Origin of the sequence: Candidatus Pelagibacter sp. Uisw_092 (assembly GCF_047729545.1) — a bacterium.
GTDB lineage: Bacteria > Pseudomonadota > Alphaproteobacteria > Pelagibacterales > Pelagibacteraceae > Pelagibacter.
In genome coordinates this window covers 1163116-1183167 of record NZ_CP159824.1, presented here as the reverse complement: position 1 = coordinate 1183167, position 20052 = coordinate 1163116, and the positions used below count along the sequence as shown (strand labels likewise).

Annotated in this window: 20 protein-coding genes; 16 read left to right on the top strand and 4 right to left on the bottom strand. The window is 31.4% G+C overall.

What is annotated here, in order from left to right:
• Positions 1-62 precede the first annotated feature (62 nt).
• The gene (locus tag ABXT63_RS06540; RefSeq protein ID WP_415320760.1) at positions 63-1226 is read left to right on the top strand and encodes a pyridoxal phosphate-dependent aminotransferase; all 1164 of its coding nucleotides are present in this window, start codon (positions 63-65) and stop codon (positions 1224-1226) included.
• 9 nt (positions 1227-1235) lie between these two features.
• Here ABXT63_RS06540 and ABXT63_RS06535 read toward each other — a convergent pair whose 3' ends face one another.
• Positions 1236-2612: an FAD-binding oxidoreductase gene (locus ABXT63_RS06535; protein ID WP_415320759.1), complete on the bottom strand. Its 1377-nt coding sequence runs from the start codon at positions 2610-2612 to the stop codon at positions 1236-1238.
• A 51-nt stretch (positions 2613-2663) separates the two neighbouring features.
• On the opposite strand from ABXT63_RS06535, the gene ABXT63_RS06530 reads away from it, so the two are divergent.
• Positions 2664-3617, top strand: coding sequence for a 2-hydroxyacid dehydrogenase (locus ABXT63_RS06530; protein ID WP_415320758.1), 954 nt, complete (start codon positions 2664-2666; stop codon positions 3615-3617).
• Between the two features lie 198 nt (positions 3618-3815).
• Positions 3816-4322, top strand: a complete 507-nt coding sequence (locus tag ABXT63_RS06525; protein WP_415320757.1) for a hypothetical protein — start codon at positions 3816-3818, stop codon at positions 4320-4322.
• A gap of 131 nt (positions 4323-4453) precedes the next feature.
• On the opposite strand, the gene ABXT63_RS06520 is transcribed toward ABXT63_RS06525, so the two are convergent.
• On the bottom strand, positions 4454-5572 hold the full coding sequence (locus ABXT63_RS06520) for a HupE/UreJ family protein (RefSeq protein ID WP_415320756.1): 1119 nt from the start codon (positions 5570-5572) through the stop codon (positions 4454-4456).
• On the opposite strand from ABXT63_RS06520, the gene ABXT63_RS06515 reads away from it, so the two are divergent.
• The 8 genes from ABXT63_RS06515 to ABXT63_RS06480 all read left to right on the top strand — a co-directional run bounded on the left by ABXT63_RS06515 (position 5547) and on the right by ABXT63_RS06480 (position 13589).
• Positions 5547-6374: a DUF4198 domain-containing protein gene (locus tag ABXT63_RS06515; RefSeq protein ID WP_415320755.1), complete on the top strand. Its 828-nt coding sequence runs from the start codon at positions 5547-5549 to the stop codon at positions 6372-6374. The genes ABXT63_RS06520 and ABXT63_RS06515 overlap by 26 nt on opposite strands.
• Positions 6375-6543: 169 nt before the next feature.
• Positions 6544-7704, top strand: coding sequence for a TRAP transporter substrate-binding protein (locus ABXT63_RS06510; protein WP_415320754.1), 1161 nt, complete (start codon positions 6544-6546; stop codon positions 7702-7704).
• Positions 7705-7796: 92 nt separating this feature from the next.
• Entirely contained in the window at positions 7797-8381 is a 585-nt protein-coding gene (locus ABXT63_RS06505) for a TRAP transporter small permease subunit (protein ID WP_415321974.1), read from the top strand.
• Positions 8371-9732, top strand: a complete 1362-nt coding sequence (locus ABXT63_RS06500; protein WP_415294914.1) for a TRAP transporter large permease — start codon at positions 8371-8373, stop codon at positions 9730-9732. The genes ABXT63_RS06505 and ABXT63_RS06500 overlap by 11 nt, the downstream gene beginning before the upstream one ends.
• Positions 9733-9742: 10 nt before the next feature.
• On the top strand, positions 9743-11080 hold the full coding sequence (locus tag ABXT63_RS06495) for an amidase (protein ID WP_415295925.1): 1338 nt from the start codon (positions 9743-9745) through the stop codon (positions 11078-11080).
• 182 nt (positions 11081-11262) lie between these two features.
• Positions 11263-12174: a DMT family transporter gene (locus tag ABXT63_RS06490; RefSeq protein ID WP_415320753.1), complete on the top strand. Its 912-nt coding sequence runs from the start codon at positions 11263-11265 to the stop codon at positions 12172-12174.
• The gene (locus tag ABXT63_RS06485) at positions 12158-12976 is read left to right on the top strand and encodes an alpha/beta hydrolase (RefSeq protein WP_415320752.1); all 819 of its coding nucleotides are present in this window, start codon (positions 12158-12160) and stop codon (positions 12974-12976) included. The genes ABXT63_RS06490 and ABXT63_RS06485 overlap by 17 nt, the downstream gene beginning before the upstream one ends.
• Before the next feature lie 49 nt (positions 12977-13025).
• Positions 13026-13589: a hypothetical protein gene (locus ABXT63_RS06480; protein WP_415320751.1), complete on the top strand. Its 564-nt coding sequence runs from the start codon at positions 13026-13028 to the stop codon at positions 13587-13589.
• On the opposite strand, the gene ftsY is transcribed toward ABXT63_RS06480, so the two are convergent.
• Positions 13582-14499 (bottom strand): signal recognition particle-docking protein FtsY, encoded by a 918-nt coding sequence (ftsY, locus tag ABXT63_RS06475; protein ID WP_415320750.1) that lies wholly within the window; start codon positions 14497-14499, stop codon positions 13582-13584. The genes ABXT63_RS06480 and ftsY overlap by 8 nt on opposite strands.
• Positions 14499-15323 carry a diaminopimelate epimerase gene (gene dapF, locus ABXT63_RS06470; protein WP_415320749.1) on the bottom strand — a complete coding sequence of 275 codons (825 nt, stop codon included), beginning with the start codon at positions 15321-15323 and terminating at the stop codon, positions 14499-14501. The genes ftsY and dapF overlap by 1 nt, the downstream gene beginning before the upstream one ends.
• Positions 15324-15482: 159 nt before the next feature.
• Here dapF and ffh point away from each other — a divergent pair, with 159 nt between their 5' ends.
• From ffh to leuC, 5 genes are read left to right on the top strand one after another with little or no spacing between them, the layout of a single operon-like run.
• Positions 15483-16841 (top strand): signal recognition particle protein, encoded by a 1359-nt coding sequence (gene ffh / locus ABXT63_RS06465; RefSeq protein WP_415320748.1) that lies wholly within the window; start codon positions 15483-15485, stop codon positions 16839-16841.
• 13 nt (positions 16842-16854) lie between these two features.
• Entirely contained in the window at positions 16855-17406 is a 552-nt protein-coding gene (gene rpsP / locus ABXT63_RS06460; RefSeq protein WP_415320747.1) for a 30S ribosomal protein S16, read from the top strand.
• 8 nt (positions 17407-17414) lie between these two features.
• Positions 17415-18101 (top strand): tRNA (guanosine(37)-N1)-methyltransferase TrmD, encoded by a 687-nt coding sequence (trmD, locus tag ABXT63_RS06455; protein WP_415320746.1) that lies wholly within the window; start codon positions 17415-17417, stop codon positions 18099-18101.
• 16 nt (positions 18102-18117) lie between these two features.
• Complete coding sequence (gene rplS, locus ABXT63_RS06450) at positions 18118-18636, top strand: 50S ribosomal protein L19 (RefSeq protein WP_415320745.1); 519 nt, start codon at positions 18118-18120, stop codon at positions 18634-18636.
• An 11-nt stretch (positions 18637-18647) separates the two neighbouring features.
• Complete coding sequence (gene leuC, locus ABXT63_RS06445) at positions 18648-20051, top strand: 3-isopropylmalate dehydratase large subunit (RefSeq protein WP_415278168.1); 1404 nt, start codon at positions 18648-18650, stop codon at positions 20049-20051.
• Position 20052 lies beyond the last annotated feature (1 nt).

The window sequence follows — 20052 nt, the reverse complement described above, 5'->3', positions numbered from 1 at the left end:
ATTAATAAATATATATAATTAAAATAAATTTTTTATCAAAAAATAAAACGTAAAATTATTATATGAATCTAGCAAAAAACTTAGAAAGATTAGGAACAGAGTCAGCATTCAGTGTATTAGCTGAAGCTAAAAAATTAGAAGCTTTAGGAAATCCAATGATACATATGGGGTTGGGCCAGCCAGACTTTAAAACACCCAAACATATAGTTGAAGCAGCAAAAAAAGCTTTAGATGATGGACATCATGGATATGTAATGTCTAATGGAATTCCAGAATGTAGACAAGCTGTAACAAGAAGTATTAAAAGGCATTATAACGTTGATGTAGATTTTGAGAGAATTCTAATCATGCCTGGTGGAAAACCAACAATGAGTTATGCAATTCAATGCTTTGGTGAGCCAGGTGCTGAGATAATTCATCCAACTCCTGCTTTTCCAATTTATGAGTCTATGATTAATTACACTGGCTCTACAGCAGTGCCATACGACCTAACAGAAGATAAGGATCTAAAATTTAACCCAGAGAAAATTTTGTCTTTAATTACAGATAAAACAAGATTGTTGATATTAATAAACCCAAATAATCCAACAGGAAGCTTTGTAGAAAAAGCAGATGTTGATGTATTAGCAGAAGGTCTTAAAAAATATCCGCATGTAACAATCTTAAGTGATGAAATTTACAGTAGACAAGTTTTTGATAATAAAGAAATGCCTTCGTTTTTTAATTATCCAGAATTAAGAGAAAGATTAATAGTATTAGAGGGATGGAGCAAAGCATACTCAATGACTGGATGGAGACTAGGATGGAGTTTTTGGCCTAAAGAATTAGTTCCACATGTAAATAAACTTTTAATAAATAGTGTTTCTTGTGTAAACGCAGCTAGTCAATTTGCAGGTATCGCAGCCTTAGATGGCCCAGATGACTCAATTAATGAAATGATGAAAGAGTTCACTATAAGAAGAAAATTAATTCATGAAGGTTTAAATAATTTGCCTGGTGTAGAGTGTAGTTTGCCAGGGGGAGCCTTTTATGCATTTCCTAAAGTAATAGGAACAGGAATGAATGGTGCAGAGTTTTGTAAAAAAGCAATGCATGAAGCGGGTGTTGCTATAGTTCCAGGTACAGCATTTGGTAAAACGTGCAATGATTATGTGAGGTTCAGTTTTGCATGTTCACAAGACAATATTTCTAATGCATTAGTAAATCTTAAGAAGATGTTAGGTTAGGCTAAAAATTTAATTAAGGTCAAAAATTTTACCTGGATTCATTATATTATTTGGATCAAGGCTTCTTTTAATTGATTTCATTAACGGTAAATTATCAGGGTGTTCTTTCAATAAATAAGCTTTTTTTTGCAAGCCAATTCCATGTTCACCAGTAATTGTTCCCTCAAGTTCTAAAGTCTTATCTATAAGTTTATCACTAAAATCTCTAATTTTTTGATATGAACCTTCAACTGCTGGATCATACATTATAATTGCATGAAAGTTTCCATCACCAACATGACCAACCATTGGTGCTTTAAGACCAAATTTTTTAATTTCTGTTTCAGCAAAATTAATACATTCAACCAAATTAGAAACAGGCACACACACATCTGTTGAATAAATTTTTACATTTTTACCTTGTGCTTTTACTGACCAGTAAACGTCATGCCTTGCTTGCCATAATTTATTTCTATCCTCAAGTGACTCAGCCCATTTAAAATCACTTCCATTATTATTTTTTGATAACTCTTCAACAATTTTAATTGCCTCTTTATTTGATTCTTCACTACCATGAAACTCAAAAAAGAGTGTTGGCTTTGCTTCCATGTTGTCTAATTTTGAATATTCAATACAAATTTCCATTTGGTCTTTATTTAACATTTCTATTCTTGCGATTGGAACCCCATATTGAATAACTTCTTGAGATGTCAAAACTGCAGTTTCAAGATCAGGAAAATGACATACTGCACTCATTATACTTTCAGGTATTGGTGATAGTCTTAAATGCACTTCAGTGATAACCCCCAAAGTTCCCTCAGAACCTATAAACAAATTTGTTAAATTATAGCCAGCTGATGATTTTTTTGTACGAGTTCCAGTTCTAACAATTTCACCGCTTGTTAGTACTACGGTTAAACCTGATACAACTGTTCTCATTGTTCCATATTTGACAGCCATTGTACCTGAAGCTGAAGTTGAAGCCATTCCACCTAAAGCAGCATCTGCACCAGGATCAATTGGAAAAAAAACACCATCATCTCTTAGATATTCATTCAATTGTTTTCTGGTTACATTAGCTTGTACTCTACAATCAAAATCTTCAGCATTAACACTTAAAACTTTATTCATTTTTTCTAAAGATAAAGTTACTCCATTTTCATTTCCAACAGCATTACCCTCTAGAGACGTTCCAGTTCCAAAAGGTACAACAGGAATTTTATACTTATTACATAAGGATAATATTTTTGAAACCTCTTCGTTTGTTTCTGGAAAAACTACAGCTTGAGATAAGACTGCCTCATAAGCATCTTCGCCTCTAGCATAATTTGCTCTAGTAGATTTTGAAATTGAAAATCTATCTTTTAAAAGACTTGAAAGTTCAGTTTGTAATATGTTGTTTTTCATTTTTTTTTAAATAGTATATCAATCTTAAAACAAAAAAAAATAGTCTAAAATATGAAAAAAATATTAATTACTAGAAGATTATTAAAAGTAAGTGAGGAAAAAGCCTCAAAAATTTTTGATGCAAATATTAATGCTAATGATGAGCTATATTCACAGTCAAAACTAATTGAATTAAGCCAAGGTTGTGATGCAATTTTAACATCTTTAACCGAAAAAATGGATGAAGATACAATCAACAAACTGCCAGATACGATCAAGGTAATTTCTAATTTTGCTGTAGGTTTTGGAAATATAGATTTAGAGGCTGCAAAAAAAAGAGGAATAGCGGTTACAAACACTCCTGATGTTTTAACAGATGCTACAGCAGAGATTGCAATGTTATTAATACTTGGCGCCACAAGAAGAGCCCCAGAAGGAATTGAGCACGCAAAAAATAGTGACTGGAAATGGTCTGCAGATTTTTTAATTGGCAAACAATTAACAGGAGCAAGATTAGGAATTTTAGGAATGGGAAGAATTGGAAGAGCGGTAGCAAAACTTTCAAGACCTTTTGGAATGGAAATTCACTATCATAATAGATCTAAACTAACCCCAGAACTTGAAGAAGGTGCTACTTATCATGAAAATATTAAAAGTTTATTTTCTGTTTCTGATATTCTAGCAATTAATTGTCCAGCCACAAAAGAGACTGTGAATATAATCAATAAAAAAACTTTAGAGTATTTCCCAACTGGTGCAATAATTACAAATAGTGCAAGAGGGGATATGATTGATGACGAAGCTATGCTAGATGCTTTAGATAGAAGAAAAATTTATGCAGTTGGATTAGATGTTTACAAAGGTGAACCCAACTTAAATTCTGGTTATCTAAAACACAAAAGTGCTTTTATTTTACCTCATCTTGGAAGCTCAACGAAACAAACAAGAACTGCCATGGGTGATTTGGCAGTAGATAATATCGAAGAGTTTTTTAAAACTGGAAACTGCAAAAATAAAGTAAATTAAATTCTTTATAAGTTGTAAATTTAAATTATGGGTAAAGTAATTTTTTCTAAACAAAAAGCAATTACTATAAATAGACTAAAAAACTCAATATTTACAAGCATTATTACCGTATATATTAAGTCATGAGTTGAGATATAGTTATTTTATGAAATTTAGAATAATAAAATTTAAAGAAAAATTATTTCCACTGGATTAAATATGGCTTCTGCAGCTATTAAAAAGCTTAACTCAAGTGTTGAAGATTTAAAAAGACAAAAAAATATAATTAGCAAATTAAACCTAGCAAAACTTCCTTTTAAAATATCACCTGACAGAATGTGTGATCTTAATCTAGAAATGGCCAGACACTCAAGTGCTGTCTTAAAGTACCAAGAGGATAAATCTGGCATTAAATGGATTTTTTCTTCAATAAAAAAATATAAAGTTTTTTTAATAATATTTGAGGCAAATGAATTAGGAGAAGAGATATATAAAGAAAAAATTTCTAACAAGCTACAAGAGTATTCTTATAAAACAGTTGCTCAAATAGTTGATGATGGTGTAAAAAAAAATTTTTTTATCAAATTAAATGCAAGAGCAAACACAACAAAAGATCTAAAAATTAGGAATGTTAGACCTTCAGAGGAAATTATTATTGAATTTATAAACTGGAAAATTGACTTACTGGCTTCTTTAATGAAATTCGAAAAAGATTTAGTCAATTAGGGTTAGTGCAATACCAACACTAAATTTAAGAGTCTTTAATGATTATAATATTTATTTATAATCAAGGTTTTTTATTTGAAAAAATAATTTTAAATAAAGAAATTGCTTACAGTAATTTTTCTCTCAAAATATTAAAAAAATAATCTTTCGATGAACCAGTAAAAGCCAGTAGATGCAATAATCATTGAAATCGGTTTAGTAATTCTATTTCGGTACCAAGATTTTTTTTGGAATAATAGAGCAATTAAAGTATATGATAAAATAATTACACTGATTTGACCAAGCTCAACTCCCAAATTGAAAGAGATTAAACTTGAAATAAATAAGTTTGTTGAAACCCCAATTTCATTTAAAACTCCTGCAAAACCCAAACCATGAAGTAGTCCAAAAATAAAAATTATATAGGACCTTGTTCTTTTTATATTTTCAGTAAACAAATTTTCTATTGCTATAAAACAAATAGATAGAGCAATAATTGGTTCAATAATAATTGCTGGAATTGATATTATTTTTAGCGCACCTAAGAACAAAGTAATTGTGTGAGCCAAAGTAAAAATTGAAACTTGTAAAACTAAAGGCCTCAGTTTTGGAGACAAAAGAAATAGCGCTAGAACAAATAAAATATGATCTAAACCTCTTGGTATAATGTGTTTAAACCCTAGTAAGGTATATTCTTTAATATTTTGAAAAAGTTCTACCTCTGTTTTGTTCTTTATACTAAACCATTTAGATTTTTTACCATCCTCAATTAATTCAGTATAGAGAGGCTTATTGTAAATTGAATTAATACGTAAAATAATTGATCCTAAATTTTTATCCCAAGAAAATTTAAATCGTTCTTCTTTAATATTTTGAATATCAAAAGTAACAATAGTGTCTCTAATTACGTCAGTATTACCCACCTCTGGTATGACTACACTTATTAAGATTAAGTTTAAATTTGAATTATAAGATGTTAGATTAATTTTATTATCAAAATTTTTAATCTTAGAGTTAAATTGATTAAGTAAAATTGCTGGGTTCATCTCTCTTAAATCCTGATATTCTCCAAATTTTTCAGACTCTTTTGTATTAGAATGTTTTGTTTCTATGCCTGCAATAATAGCTTCTAAATTTAATTGGATTGATAGATTTGCGTTTGTGATATTATCTTCCTCATAAATATTAAGATTTGCAATTGCTGGACGTAGTTCGTGAGCATAAGATGATTTAATAAAGAATAGTATGAATATAAATATCTTAAAAAACATTAATTTATTAAAGCAGTTTCTATATTTATTTGTAATCATATTTTTAGTAACTTTTTTAAAAATTAAAGTACATGCGCACGAGTTATGGCTTGAGCCGATTAATTTTAATTTTAATAACAAGGAATTATTTAAAACTAATATTAATATTGGTCAAGATTTTATGGGTTCTCCTTTTGGGTTTTACAGCCCAAATAAAAAAAGCTTATATTTAGAAAGTAGAAATAAAGTAACACAATTATCACAGAGGGATGGAGATTTTCCAGCAATTCAAATGTTAATTACAGAGCAAGGATTTCATGTTTTAAACTATGAAACTAATAATGAATTCTTAAAGTATGACTCTGTTAAAAAGTTCGAAGATTTTGTAAAAGAACAGGGCCTTCAAAGCACTATAGATAAGTTTGATAGAAATAAAATTCCTACAGAAAATTATAGAAGATTTGCAAAAGTATTAATTACTGATGGAAATAAAGGTTTTTTTATTCAAAAATCAAAATTAGATTTTGAAATTATTGCCTTGAGCACACCTTACAACCTTAAGAATAGTTTTTTTGAATTTCAACTTTTTGAAAAAAATAAGCCATTAGGAAACTGGCAAATTACTATTTTTAGTAAAGATGAAAATAATACTTATAAAGAAAAGATCAAAACCAATTCAAATGGAGTAGGAAAAATAAGAACTATTGAAAATAGAACTTATTTATTAAGTGCTGTTAAGCTAAATAAAGCAAATTATTTCCAAAAACTTAAATTCAAATCAGATTGGTTTAGTTTGTGGGCAAGCCTAGTGATAAAAAAATAAAATACTTTAATACACTTTTTGGTTGTGTACATCTTTGTCCTTAACTAAATTTTATCTACAAATAGGTCTATTTGGCACAACTTGGGGTTAACTATTCCGTAGACAGCTACATCTAACTGTGGGTAATATAAGTACAGTTAATTAACTAATATAATAATGGAGAGAAATAATGATTAAAGATAAAAAATCTTTGAAGGCTACAACACCTTCAAGACGTAAGTTCTTTAAAGCGGCAGCAGTCACAGGTGCAGCAGCAGCAACAGCTGTAGCAATGCCTAATATTGCAACTGCAGGATCTCACGCTACTGTATTAAAGATGCAAGCTGCTTGGCCTTCAGGTGCAAACATCTTTTTTGAAATGGCGCAAGACTACTGTAACATGGTTAGTGACATGTCTGGTGGATCACTTAAGATTGATCTTCAACCTGTTAACTCAATCGTTAAAACTTCAGAAATTGGAGCAGCGGTAAGTGATGGAATAGTTGATATGGGTCACTGGGTGACAGCATATTGGTACGGTAAAAACGCTGCAGCTTCACTATTTGGAACTGGTCCTTCATACGGAATGTCATCTCAAGAAGTTATGGGATGGATGGAACGTGGTGGTGGAAGAAAACTATATGAAGAAGCAGTAGCTAGTGTTGGATATAACTACACTGGATTCTTTCATATGCCTATGCCAGCACAACCTTTTGGTTGGTTCAAAAAGAATGTAACTAAAGTATCTGATGTTAAAGGTATGAAGTATAGAACAGTTGGTCTAGCGACTAACGTTTTAACTGCTATGGGAATGGTCGTAAGACAATTACCAGGTGGTGAAATCCAACCAGCAATGAAAACTGGTTTGATTGATGCTGCTGAGTTTAACAACCCAACATCAAACTCACAGTTTGGAATGCAAGATGTCTCTAAACACTATCACTTAGGAAGTTTTCACCAATCTCAAGAGATGTTTGAAATTCCTATGAACACTAAGAGACTAAAAAGCCTTTCACCTGCTCATCAAGCTATCTTAAAAAACGCTGCTTATGCTGCGAATACAGATAACTACTTCAAGGCGCTTGTTAGATATTCTGACAGTTTAGCTGAGTTGATGAATACACATAAGGTTAACGTTTACCAAACATCTGATGCCATTTTAGCTGAACAGTTAAAAGGTTGGGATAAAATTGTTGGAGAATTCTCTGCAAAAGATGCATTCTTCAAGAAGGTAATCGACTCTCAAAAAGCATATGCTAAGAAAGTAATGAAGTACTTGCTGATGAATCAGCCTAATTACAAACTAGCTTATGAAAATGAGTTTGGTCCAATTGGAAAAGTTAAAATCTAATTAGTTTTTAAATAATTTAAAAGAGGGGGGTTTAGGCTCCCCTTTTTTATTGTACAGTTTTTAAAAAATTAAGGTATTCTATTCAAATCATGATGAGAGCTTACATAAAATTTGCTGACACATTAAGCACTTCAATAGGGAAGGCTTTTTCTTGGTGTATTGTTATTTTAATGGGTGGAACTTGCTATGAAGTAACAATGGCATATATATTTAACAAACCAACACTTTGGAATTTTGACTTTAGTATGCAGATGTATGGTGCAATATTAATGATGTCAGGTGCTTATTGTTTGGCAACGGAATCTCATGTTAGAGGAGATGTGATTTACAGATTATTCAAACCAAAAACACAAGGTTGGATTGATTTAATACTTTATTTTATTTTCTTTTTTCCTGGCGTAATAGCTTTAGCATTTTATGGATTTGAATATGCAGCACTTGCCTGGAAGATAAAAGAAACTAGCTGGAGTAGTCCAGCACAGATTAATATTTACATGGCTAAATCTTTGATACCAGCAGCAGGAGTATTTTTAACTATACAAGGAGTTGCTGAGGTCTTTAGATCAATCATTTGTATTCAAACGGGACATTGGCCTGCAAGAATGGTTGTTGCAGAAGAAACTGAACAAATTTTAATGAGAACAGCCCAAGACGAGGATCAAAAAGATGTTATTTAGTTTAACAAATCCAGAAGTAGCTATCTTCATGATGGGGATATTTTTATTTGCAGTACTATTAGGGTTTCCAATTGCATTTACTCTAATGGCAATGGGAATAGGCTTTGGATATTATGCTTATTATGATCCTGTTTTAATGGATCATATTTTTGATAATAGAATATTTTCATTATTTGTAAAAAATACCTACACAGTTATGGATAATAATGTCCTCACTGCAGTCCCCCTCTTTTTATTTATGGGGTATTTAGTTGAAAGAGCTGGAATTGTATCAAAATTATTTTTTGCAATAAGACTTGCAGCTCATAGATTGCCGGCTTCAATGGCAGTAGCTGCATTAATAACTTGTACTTTATTTTCTACAGCAACTGGAATTATTGGTGCTGTTGTAACTTTAATGGGCTTACTTGCTTGGCCTGCAATGGTTAAAGCAGGATATGATAAAAAATTTGCATCAGGAGTAATTTGTGCTGGGGGGTGTCTGGGTATTTTAATACCACCAAGTATTATGTTAATTGTATATTCAGTGATTGCGCAATTATCACCTTTAAGATTATTTGCTGCAGCAATTTTCCCAGGACTTTTACTTGCAAGTTTATATATAGCTTATGTTGTAATCAGAGCTTGGATAAATCCATCAATTGCACCCAAGCCAGATGCAGCGGACATTCCACCAAGAGCAGAGATTTTAAAAGAAGTACTAGTTTCTTTTGTCCCTCTTTTTGGGTTAATAATGTTAGTACTTGGAACAATTTTAGCAGGTATAGCCACACCAGCTGAGGCAGCAGCAGCAGGAGCATTTGGAGCAATACTCTTATCTTGGTTTTACAAAACGCTTAAGTGGCAAAGTTTTAAAGAATCTGTTTTTCTAACAGCAAAAACCACAGCAATGATTATGTGGTTATTTATTGGTTCATGGACTTTCTCTTCAGTCTTTTCTTATTTAGGTGGTCATGAAATTTTTGAGCATTTTTTCAAATCAATAGAAATAACAACTTGGCAATTCTTAATTATTACACAAATAATAATTTTTCTTTTAGGATGGCCGTTAGAATGGACTGAAATCTTAATTATATTTGTACCAATATTTTTACCGTTACTTGAGGTATTTGATGTTAATCCATATTTCTTTGCAATGTTGATTGCTCTTAATTTACAAACATCTTTTTTGACACCACCCATGGCCATGTCCGCCTATTATTTAAAAGGTGTACAAAAAAACAATGTTGAGCTGATGGAAATATTTGCAGGAATTATGCCATTCTTGGCCATAGTAATATTTGCAATGTTCCTTATGTATATGTTTCCAGGTATTGCTTTGTGGCTACCAGAAACATTATTTGCAAACTAGGTAATTTAAAATTATGAACATATTTTCTCTTACAACTAATAAGTTAGTAGAACATTTAAAAACAGGCCAAATTTCCTCTGTAGAAGTTTGTACACAATATATTGAAAGAATTGAAAAATTTGAAAAAGATATCAATGCTTGGGAATATTTTGATAAAAAAAAACTTTTAGAAAAAGCAGAAGAAGCGGATGAATACAGAAAATCAGGAAAGCCTCTAGGTTCTTTACATGGACTACCCATTGCAGTTAAGGATATAATAGGTACTTTTGAAATGCCTACTGAATGTGGAACTCCATTAAGAAAAAAAATGCCAAGTTCTCAAGATTCTGAAGTTGTTAATTTACTTAAAATTGCAGGAGCAATAGTTATGGGAAAAACTGTAACTACAGAACTTGCATATTTCCACCCAGGAAAGACTACTAACCCTCACGATAATTCAAGAACACCTGGTGGATCTTCAAGTGGTTCTGCAGCTGCAGTTGCAGCTCATATGGCACCACTATCAATTGGTTCACAAACCAATGGATCAATTATTAGACCTGCTTCTTATTGTGGGGTTGTTGGGTATAAACCATCTTATGGACTAATCTCTCGAAGTGGAGTTTTAAAACAGTCAGACAAGTTAGATCACATAGGTGTTTTTGGAAAAACTGTTGAAGATGTTGCCTTATTAACAAAATCATTAATTAAAAAAGATTTATATGATAGTTCAACTATTCATTATTCATCTGATGAAATGCTAAAAGTTTGTAAAAAAGGACCATTATACGAACCAAAATTTATCTTTTACAAAACTAAAAATTGGAAAAATGTAGATAAAGAATCCCAAAAGTCTTTTGAGTTTTTTATAAAAACATTCAAAAAAAATATTGAAGTATTTGATACACCTTCATATTTTGATGATATTCCAAAATACCATAAAATAATTCATGAAACAGATATGGCTAATAATTTCCAAGGTTATTACAAAAAATCTAAGAAAAAACTTTCTAAAGAAATGGTTGGTGCCATCGAAAGAGGTTTAAAATACTCAGCAAAAGATTATGTTGAAGCAATGGACTTTATGAAAAGAAGTTACGAATCTTTTAAAGAAGTGTTTGAGGACTATCATGGTGTGTTAAGCCCATCTACAACTGGGGTTGCACCTAAGGGTTTAAAGAGTACAGGTAGCCCAGAATTCTGCACTACTTGGACTTATATGGGTTTACCTTCTATTTCATTACCTTTACTTACAGGTGCTAATAATTTACCATTAGGAGTGCAGTTAATTGGAGACAAGCTAGATGATTTAAGATTTTTAGGTGTAGCCAATTGGTTAGAAAAAAATTGTAAAAAATATGCTAAATAATATAACAAAATTTCTAGGTACTTTTCTTGCTGCAATTTTTCTTATCGGTTTAGCGACCACATTGACAAGATCATCAATGATAGGTTTTTGGGATGTATTGCCAGTATTTATTTTGATGGGTATTGCAATTTTTATGATGGTCTACGAAGCCTTTTTCGACAAAAACTAATTTTCTACTTGTAGTGAATAATTCTAAAAATAATTATTTACCTTTTCTATTATTATTTATCCAACCAATTTTTATGGCTAGCAATTTGATAGTTGCAAGAGGAGGAGTTGAGTATGTACCACCAATTTCTTTAGCTTTTTGGAGGTGGGCAGCTGTCTTCTTAATGTTGCTCCCTTTTACTTTTGTCTCATTAAAAAAAAATTTTAAATTTGTAAAAAAAGAATACAAAAGAATATTTTTTATTGGATCAATGGGGTGTGGTGTTTGTGGAGCTTTTCCATTTTTAGCAGGACAAACGACGACTGTTACTAATATGGGAATTATTTATTCATCATCTCCAATATTTATAATTCTAATCTCTTGCATTTTTTTTAAAGAAAAAATAAATTTTCTTAGAATTGTTGGTCTGGCTTCTTGTTTAATAGGTGTTTTTGCTATCATTATTAAAGGTGATTTATCTCTGTTAATTAGCCTAAAATTTACAATTGGTGATTTATGGATGCTAGCTTCTTCTATTGGGTGGGCTCTCTACTCTATTTACTTATTTTACTGGAAAACTAATTTAAAAATTTTTGATAGATTTACTTTGATTGCTTTTTTCGGTGTAGTGAGTTTGCTTCCATTTTATTTAATAGAAGAGACTTTCTTTGTAAGAACTGTTTTTAATTCAGACTTTTTTATGTGGGTTTTATTTGCAGCTATCTCACCAGGAATTATAGCTTTCACGTTATATACAATGGCCCAGAAAAGTCTTGGAGCATCAATTACTGGTTTCACTTTATATATTTTTACTGTCTACAGTGCTATTTATGGTTATTTATTTTTTAATGAGCAGTTAGAGTATTATCATTATTTAGGAACTATCTTAGTTTTTGGTGGAGTTTATTTAGTTAAAAAAAAAAGTAAATATGAAAAAAAAAATTAAAGAGTATTTATTGAAAATAATTTTAATTATACCGATAGCATACTTTTCTTTACTTTTTATTATATTTATATTTCAACGAAACTTATTATATGAGCCAAAAGAAAATAATTACTTTGGTGACGAATTAAAAGTTAAAATAGAAAAAGTAAAAATTAAGACGAGTGATAATTTTAAATTACTTGGATGGTTTCATGAAAAAGATCTTAGCAATTTTAAAACTATAGTTTTCTTCCATGGCAATGCAGGAACATTAGAAAATAGAATACATAAAATTAATCATTTTAAAGACATGAATATAAATTTCCTAATAATTTCTTGGAGAGGATTTAGTGGAAACTTAGGCAAACCATCAGAAAAAGGTCTATATGAAGATGGTGAAAGTGCAATTAATTGGTTAAAAAGAAAAGGCCTTAAAGATAATGACATCGTTCTGTATGGTGAGTCTTTAGGTACTGGGATTGCAACTCATATTGCTCAAAACCATAAATTTGCAGGCGTTATACTAGAATCTCCATTTACATCTATGGTTGATGCAGCAAAAAATGTGTATCCATATTTTCCAATTAGATTTTTACTTAAAGATAAATACGAAAGTGATAAAAAAATTAAAAATCTTAAGTCCCCAATTCTGATTATGCATGGAGAAGAAGATAAAATAGTGCCATTTTGGATGGGTAAAAAGATGTACAAGCTTGCTAATGAGCCAAAATATTCTTATTTTTCTGAAAAAGACAATCACATGATGGAATATAATGAAAAAATGATTTTAGTTTTGAAAGAATATTTGAAGAGTTTAAATTAAGCCACAATCTGACCAAATAATTTACAAATTTCATTTCTATAATTAGGTAGTGAAAAAATTTATTATAACATTATTTTACTTAATCTTTATTTCAAGTTCCGTAATTGCAGAAAATACAGAATCTTCAGCAAATACTCTTTTCCACATAGGTCAGATGAACTCGCACAATAAAAGTTTTGCTCTTTTTTTTAAAACTAGAGATAAAGCTGTTCTAGCAAGAGGTGAAGATTACAATTATGTTACAGATTTTCCTCAAGACTTATATATCTACAATTATAAAACAAAAGTTTCATCACCATTAATTTCATATGAATGGTTTCCATCACAGGCAAAATTCCTTTTAGAAGGTTATGATTATCCAGTTTTCCCAGAAGACTTTGCCTATTATCTATTAAAAGATAATAATACTTTAGTAATGATTAGCGCAATTAAAAATATACAAAAAAATTTTAAATTTGATATTGCTAATAAAAAATTAAATTCATATCCATCAAATGGTAAGTTTGATTTTATAATTTCATCAATTGCAAAAAATTGTGGACATTCAAATCTTAAAGAAAATTATAAATGTAGTTACTACAAGCCTTTAATCTCTAATAATCTGATTAATTAATTTGAGTAAATGCTTCAGCAAATTTTTCTGCATTAAAAATTTGTAAATCATCTTCTTTTTCACCAAGTCCAAGAGCAATTATTGGAAGCTTATATTTTTTAGCGAGTGCCAATAAAATTCCTCCTTTTGCGGTACCATCTAATTTTGTCATTATCAAACCAGTAAGAGGTATAATTTTATTAAACTCTTCAACTTGACTGATAACATTTTGGCCAGAGGTTGCGTCAAGCACCAGGATTACATCGTGAGGAGCATCTGGATCTATTTTTTTAGTTACATGGGCAATTTTTTTGTATTCTTCCATTAAATTTTTTTTATTTTGTAATCTCCCTGCTGTATCGATCAAAACATGATTAAAATCACCCTTTAATGCTTCTTCTATTGCCTTGTAGGCAACTGATGCGGGGTCTGACCCTTGAGTAGACTTTGTAATTTGTACATCAATTTTATCAGCCCAACTTTCTAATTGTTCTATAGCAGCTGCTCTAAACGTATCGCAGGCAGAAAACATAACTTTGTTACCATTAGATTTTAAAATTTTACCAACTTTTCCAATAGTTGTTGTTTTTCCAACCCCATTAACTCCTGATACTAGGACTGCGTTGAGCTTTTCTTTTTTATTAAAAAAATTTTCATTTTCCAAAGGTTTCATTAAAGTGATTATATAGTTTCTAAGAATTACATTTACCTCATTCATAATATCTTTTTTTGGGTCAATTTTTTCTTGAGCAATAATCTTTTTAATTTCTTCAGCTGCAACAAGACCAACATCTGATTGAATCAAATATTCTTCAATTTGATCTAATGTTTTGTCATCTATCTCTTTTTTTACAATTATATTTTTTAAACCAGACGTAAATGCAGAAGCGCTTTTTTTAAAACCAATTTTAAATTTATCAAAAATTCCCATTATAATTTAATGTCGATATTTTTGATATCAGACACAGGTCCTTTCATATGAATGCTATTTCTTTCATCAATAGAAATTGTTAAATTACCTAATGCAAATTCTATATCTGTAGTTTTTTCTACCAGATTATTAATATTAGCTGCAACAGCAGTTGCACAAGCTGCAGTACCACAAGCCTTGGTAAGTCCAGCTCCTCTTTCCCAAACTTTTACTTTTATTAAATTTTTATTCATAACTTTTGCCAAGGTCACATTACATTTTTCTGGAAATAGTGGATAATTTTCTATTTTTGGACCAATAGTTTGTAAGTCAAATGCTTCAATATCGTCTACAAAAAAAATTATGTGTGGATTGCCTACATTTATTGCTGTTCCACCAATATGTTTGGTGTTATTTCTGTCCACAATTTCAACTTTTAAGTCTTGTGTATCTAGCTGCTTACTTAAAGGAATCTCTTGCCAATTAACTTTTGGTACACCTATTTCAGTCTCAACTAAATTATTTCCTAAAATTTTTGATTTAAGAGAGCCAGAAGCTGTTAAGAGCGTTATTTCTTTTTTACCACTTTCTTTTGATAGAAGATCTGCCACACATCTAGTGCCATTTCCACAAGCACCAGATACACTTCCATCTGAGTTATAGAATTCTAAATCTGCATCTATTTCTTTATTTTTCTTAATTAGAATAAGTTGATCACATCCAATGAAACTACGATCACATACTTTAATTATTTGATCTTTATTTAAATTGAAATCCTGGCTTCTTTGATCGATAATTACAAAATCATTGCCCAAACCATCCATTTTAAATGCTTTAATATTCATATGTAGATATTTAACTTATTTATTGACTTTTTGAACCTCTATTATAGGTTGTCTTCGTTTCCACAAAAACGTTAAATTTGTGGTGTCTTTGGAAACAAAGAGATCAACACTAGTCAGCGATTTTCGCCCACTAGTGCAAAACTGCTGTGCGTAATAAATATGTTTGAAAACTTAACAAATAAATTCGAAGAAATTTTTTCTTCTTTAAAAAAATCTGCTTCACTTGATGAGAATCAAGTAGATGAAGGCCTAAGAGGTATTAGACAGGCTTTATTAGAAGCTGATGTGTCTCTAGATGTAACTAAAGATTTTATAGAAAAAGTTAAACCAAAGATTATGGGTCAAGAAATAATTAGATCAACCTCTCCAGGAGATATGGTTGTTAAAATTGTTTATGATGAACTAGTAAGCCTTTTAGGTGAAAGCAACACAGATATTAATTTAAATGCAGTTCCACCAGTTCCAATGATGCTGGTAGGTCTTCAAGGTTCTGGTAAAACTACAACAACAGCAAAATTAGCCAAATATTTAGAAAAAAATAAAAAGAAAAAAATAATGATGGTCAGTCTTGATGTGTATAGGCCAGCTGCACAAGAACAATTAAGATCATTAGGAGAGCAAAATGATATTTTAACACTACCTATTATTGAAGGGCAGCCACCAGCAGATATTTGTAGAAGAGCAGTTAGCGCTGCAAACCTAAATGGTGCAGAGATTATATTATTTGATACAGCAGGCAGAACACAAATAGACCTTCAGATGATGAGTGAGATTAAACAAATAGAAAGTATAATTAAACCAACGGAAGTATTTTTAGTTGCGGATTCTTTAACAGGGCAGGTTGCTGCAGAAGTTGCAAAAGAATTTAAGAATACTGTCAATGTGACAGGTATTATTTTAACAAGAGCTGATGGTGATGCAAGGGGTGGTGCGGCCCTTAGTATGAAATATGTTTCTCAAGTGCCAATTAAATTTTTAGGAGTAGGAGAAAAAATAGAAAATTTAGAGGTTTTTCACCCAGATAGAATAGCCAATAGAATATTAGGTATGGGAGACATCGTTTCTCTTGTCGAAAAAGCTGCAGAAGATCTTGGTGAAGAGAATATAAAAAAAGCAGAAGAGAATTTAAAAAAAGGACAATTCTCTATGGAAGATTATTTAACACAGCTTAGACAAATGAAAAAAATGGGAGGCATAGAAGGAATTATGTCGTTTATGCCAGGTGTTTCTAAAATGAAATCACAAATGGATGCTTCGGGAATTGACGAAAGTGTTATTACTAAAAATGAAGCAATCATTTTATCTATGACAAAAAAAGAAAGAGGAAATCCTAAAATCATTGATGGTTCTAGGAAAAAAAGAATTGCTAATGGCTCTGGAACAGATGCGGCCACTATCAATAAATTGCTTAAGCAATTTAAAATGATGTCTGAAATGATGAAGAAGATGTCAAAAGGAAACCTGAAGGGTATGTCTGATAAAGGAATACCTCCAGAGCTACTAAATCAACTTAAATAAAAAAGGAAAAAAAATGATAAAAATAAGACTATCAAGAGGTGGAACAAAGAAAAGACCAGTATACAAAGTAGTTATAGCCGACAGTCGTCGTGCAAGAGACGGAAGATTTATTGAGAAGGTAGGATTTTTTAATCCTCTTTTACCAAAAGATAAAAAAGAAAGAGTAGGACTAGAAGCAGAAAGAATTAAATATTGGTTAGGTCAAGGTGCTCAACCAACTACTAGAGTTGCAAGAATTTTAGGTGAAAATGGTATTATAGAAATGCCTGCAAACGGTAGTAATCCAAATAAAGCTATTCCTAAAAAAGAAAGAAAAAAAGAAGGAGACGAAGCAGCTCCAGCAGCAGAAGCTCCTAAAGCAGAAGCAGCTAAAGCAGAAGCTCCTAAAGCAGAAGCAGCTAAAGCAGAAGCTCCTAAAGCAGAAGCAGCTCCAGCAGCAGAAGCTCCTAAAGCAGAAGCAGCTCCAGCAGCAGAAGCTCCTAAAGCAGAAGCAGCTCCAGCAGCAGAAGCTCCTAAAGCAGAAGCAGCTCCAGCAGCAGAAGCTCCTAAAGCAGAAGCTAAATAGTTGGATTCATGTGGCAAGCTCAAATATTCACACTTTATCCTGATTTTTTTCCTGGCCCTCTAAATAAAGGGCTATATGGAAAAGCTTTAACAAATAAAATTTGGGATTTAAAAGTTGTAAATATTAGAGAGGCCGCTGAGGATAAACACAAAACAGTAGATGATACTCCTTTTGGAGGTGGATCTGGAATGTTATTGAAAGCTGACATTTTAGCAAAATCTCTTGATAAAAATAAAAAAGAAGGTGAAAGAATTTTTTATTTATCACCAAAAGGAAAAAAGCTTGATCAGAAATTAGCACTAGAACTATCTAAAGAAAAATCTATTAGTTTAATTTGTGGTCATTTTGAAGGTGTTGATGAAAGATTATTATCTACAAGGAATATAGAAGAACTTAGCATAGGAGATTTTATTTTATCTGGAGGTGAAACCGCAGCATTTGTTGTGTTGGATAGTGTTCTTAGGTTGCTTCCAGGTATTTTAGGAAATGAACATTCAAAGACTGATGAGAGTTTTGAGAATGGACTTTTGGAGTATCCTCAATACACAAAACCCCAAATTTGGGAGGAAAAAAGTGTTCCAGAAGTGTTATTATCAGGAGATCACAACAAAATTAAAGACTGGCGTTTATCACAATCAGAGGCTATAACACGCGTCCGAAGACCAGATTTGTGGGAAAAATATAAGAAAAACTAACTTAATAAATACTACTATGAAAACAATTGAAGAAATAAATCAACATAACGTTAAAAAAATACTAGCTGAGAAGAAAATTCCAGATTTTTTTCCAGGAGATATAGTAAAAGTTGGTGTTAGAATTACAGAAGGTAAAAAAGACAGAATTCAATATTTTGAAGGTGTATGTATTGCTAGAAAAAATAGAGATTTAAACTCTTCATTTACAGTTAGAAAAATTTCATTTGGTGAAGGTGTTGAGAGAACATTTCCACTGTATGGTACGGTTATAGATACAATTACAGTTATCCGTCATGGTAAAGTTAGAAGAGCAAAATTATATTACTTAAGAGATAGAACGGGTAAATCAGCTAGAATTGCTGAAAGGATTAGAAAAAAAATTGGTATTGAAGTTGATGTTAAACCAGAAATGGTGGCTGAAGAAACTTTAGCACCAGTAGCAGTAGAAAAACAAACAGAGGCTCAAGCAGAGCCTGAAAAACAACCAGAAGTTCAAGTAGAACCTAAAACAGGAAAATTAGAAGAAAAAAAATAATTTTTTTTTCAATGCCTTTAACTCTTTACGATAAAATTTGGAACGATCACTTAGTAGATCAGCAAGATGATGGTACGGCATTATTATTCGTTGATCGACATTTAGTACATGAAGTTACAAGTCCACAAGCTTTTGAAGGATTAAGAAACTCTAATAGAAAAGTTAGACAACCCGGCTTAACTCTAGCAGTTGCAGATCATAATGTTCCAACTACTGATAGATCTAAAGGAATAGCAGATGTGGAATCTAAAATTCAAGTAGACACTTTAGAAAGTAATTGTAAAGAATTTGGAATTCAGTATTTAGGAATGAATGACAAGAGACAAGGAATTGTTCATATCATTGGTCCAGAACAAGGTTTTACACAACCTGGAACAGTAATTGTTTGTGGAGACAGTCACACAGCAACACATGGCGCATTTGGTGCTTTGGCATTTGGAATTGGTACTTCCGAAGTGGAACATGTCTTAGCAACACAAACATTGGTTCAAAAAAAAGCAAAGAATTTTAGAATTAATGTTAATGGAAAACTTCCAATTGGTGTTACCTCTAAAGATGTAATTTTACAAATTATAGGAAACATTGGAACTGCAGGAGGAACAGGATCGGTTATTGAGTATGCTGGCAGTCTAATTTCATCTTTAAGTGTAGAACAACGAATGACAATTTGTAATATGACTATTGAGGGAGGAGCAAGAGCAGGATTAATTGCTCCAGATGAAAAAATATTTGAATATTTAAAAGGTAAACCGATGTCTCCAAAAAATGAAAATTGGGATAAGGCTATGAAATATTGGGAAAGTTTAAAAACTGATGATGGAGCTAAATTTGATAAAGAAATAGATTTAGTAGCAGAAGACATTTTACCTATGATTACCTGGGGAACTTCTCCACAAGATGTAATCACTATAGATGGCAAAGTTCCAAATCCTAAAAATGAACAAGATGAAGACAAAAGGAACTCTTTAGAAAGGTCATTAAATTACATGGGTTTAGAGGCCGATACACTAGCTACAGACATTAAGATTGATAAGGTTTTTATAGGAAGTTGTACGAATGGAAGAATTGAAGATTTAAGGGAAGCTGCGAAAATATTAAAAGATAAAAAGAAAGCATCCCATGTTCATGCAATGGTTGTTCCAGGCTCAGGCTTAGTTAAAGAGCAGGCAGAGCAGGAAGGCCTAGATAAAATATTTATAGCTTCAGGTTTTGAATGGAGAGAGCCCGGTTGCTCAATGTGTCTTGCAATGAATGCAGATAAATTAAAACAAGGAGAAAGATGTGCTTCAACTTCAAACAGAAATTTTGAAGGAAGACAGGGTAGAGGTGGAAGAACACATTTAGTCAGTCCTGGAATGGCAGCAGCAGCTGCAATTTCTGGAAACTTAGATGATGTTAGAAAGTATCAAAACTAAA

Coding starts and splice junctions, on each gene's coding strand:
- dapF (WP_415320749.1), bottom strand. CDS start 15,323: ATGAATATTAAAGCATTTAAAATGGATGGTTTGGGCAATGATTTTGTA.
- ABXT63_RS06510 (WP_415320754.1), top strand. CDS start 6,544: ATGATTAAAGATAAAAAATCTTTGAAGGCTACAACACCTTCAAGACGT.
- rplS (WP_415320745.1), top strand. CDS start 18,118: ATGAAAACAATTGAAGAAATAAATCAACATAACGTTAAAAAAATACTA.
- leuC (WP_415278168.1), top strand. CDS start 18,648: ATGCCTTTAACTCTTTACGATAAAATTTGGAACGATCACTTAGTAGAT.
- ftsY (WP_415320750.1), bottom strand. CDS start 14,499: ATGGGAATTTTTGATAAATTTAAAATTGGTTTTAAAAAAAGCGCTTCT.
- ABXT63_RS06515 (WP_415320755.1), top strand. CDS start 5,547: ATGAATATAAATATCTTAAAAAACATTAATTTATTAAAGCAGTTTCTA.
- ABXT63_RS06540 (WP_415320760.1), top strand. CDS start 63: ATGAATCTAGCAAAAAACTTAGAAAGATTAGGAACAGAGTCAGCATTC.
- ABXT63_RS06535 (WP_415320759.1), bottom strand. CDS start 2,612: ATGAAAAACAACATATTACAAACTGAACTTTCAAGTCTTTTAAAAGAT.
- ffh (WP_415320748.1), top strand. CDS start 15,483: ATGTTTGAAAACTTAACAAATAAATTCGAAGAAATTTTTTCTTCTTTA.
- trmD (WP_415320746.1), top strand. CDS start 17,415: ATGTGGCAAGCTCAAATATTCACACTTTATCCTGATTTTTTTCCTGGC.
- ABXT63_RS06530 (WP_415320758.1), top strand. CDS start 2,664: ATGAAAAAAATATTAATTACTAGAAGATTATTAAAAGTAAGTGAGGAA.
- rpsP (WP_415320747.1), top strand. CDS start 16,855: ATGATAAAAATAAGACTATCAAGAGGTGGAACAAAGAAAAGACCAGTA.
- ABXT63_RS06485 (WP_415320752.1), top strand. CDS start 12,158: ATGAAAAAAAAAATTAAAGAGTATTTATTGAAAATAATTTTAATTATA.
- ABXT63_RS06525 (WP_415320757.1), top strand. CDS start 3,816: ATGGCTTCTGCAGCTATTAAAAAGCTTAACTCAAGTGTTGAAGATTTA.
- ABXT63_RS06520 (WP_415320756.1), bottom strand. CDS start 5,572: ATGTTTTTTAAGATATTTATATTCATACTATTCTTTATTAAATCATCT.
- ABXT63_RS06505 (WP_415321974.1), top strand. CDS start 7,797: ATGAGAGCTTACATAAAATTTGCTGACACATTAAGCACTTCAATAGGG.
- ABXT63_RS06500 (WP_415294914.1), top strand. CDS start 8,371: ATGTTATTTAGTTTAACAAATCCAGAAGTAGCTATCTTCATGATGGGG.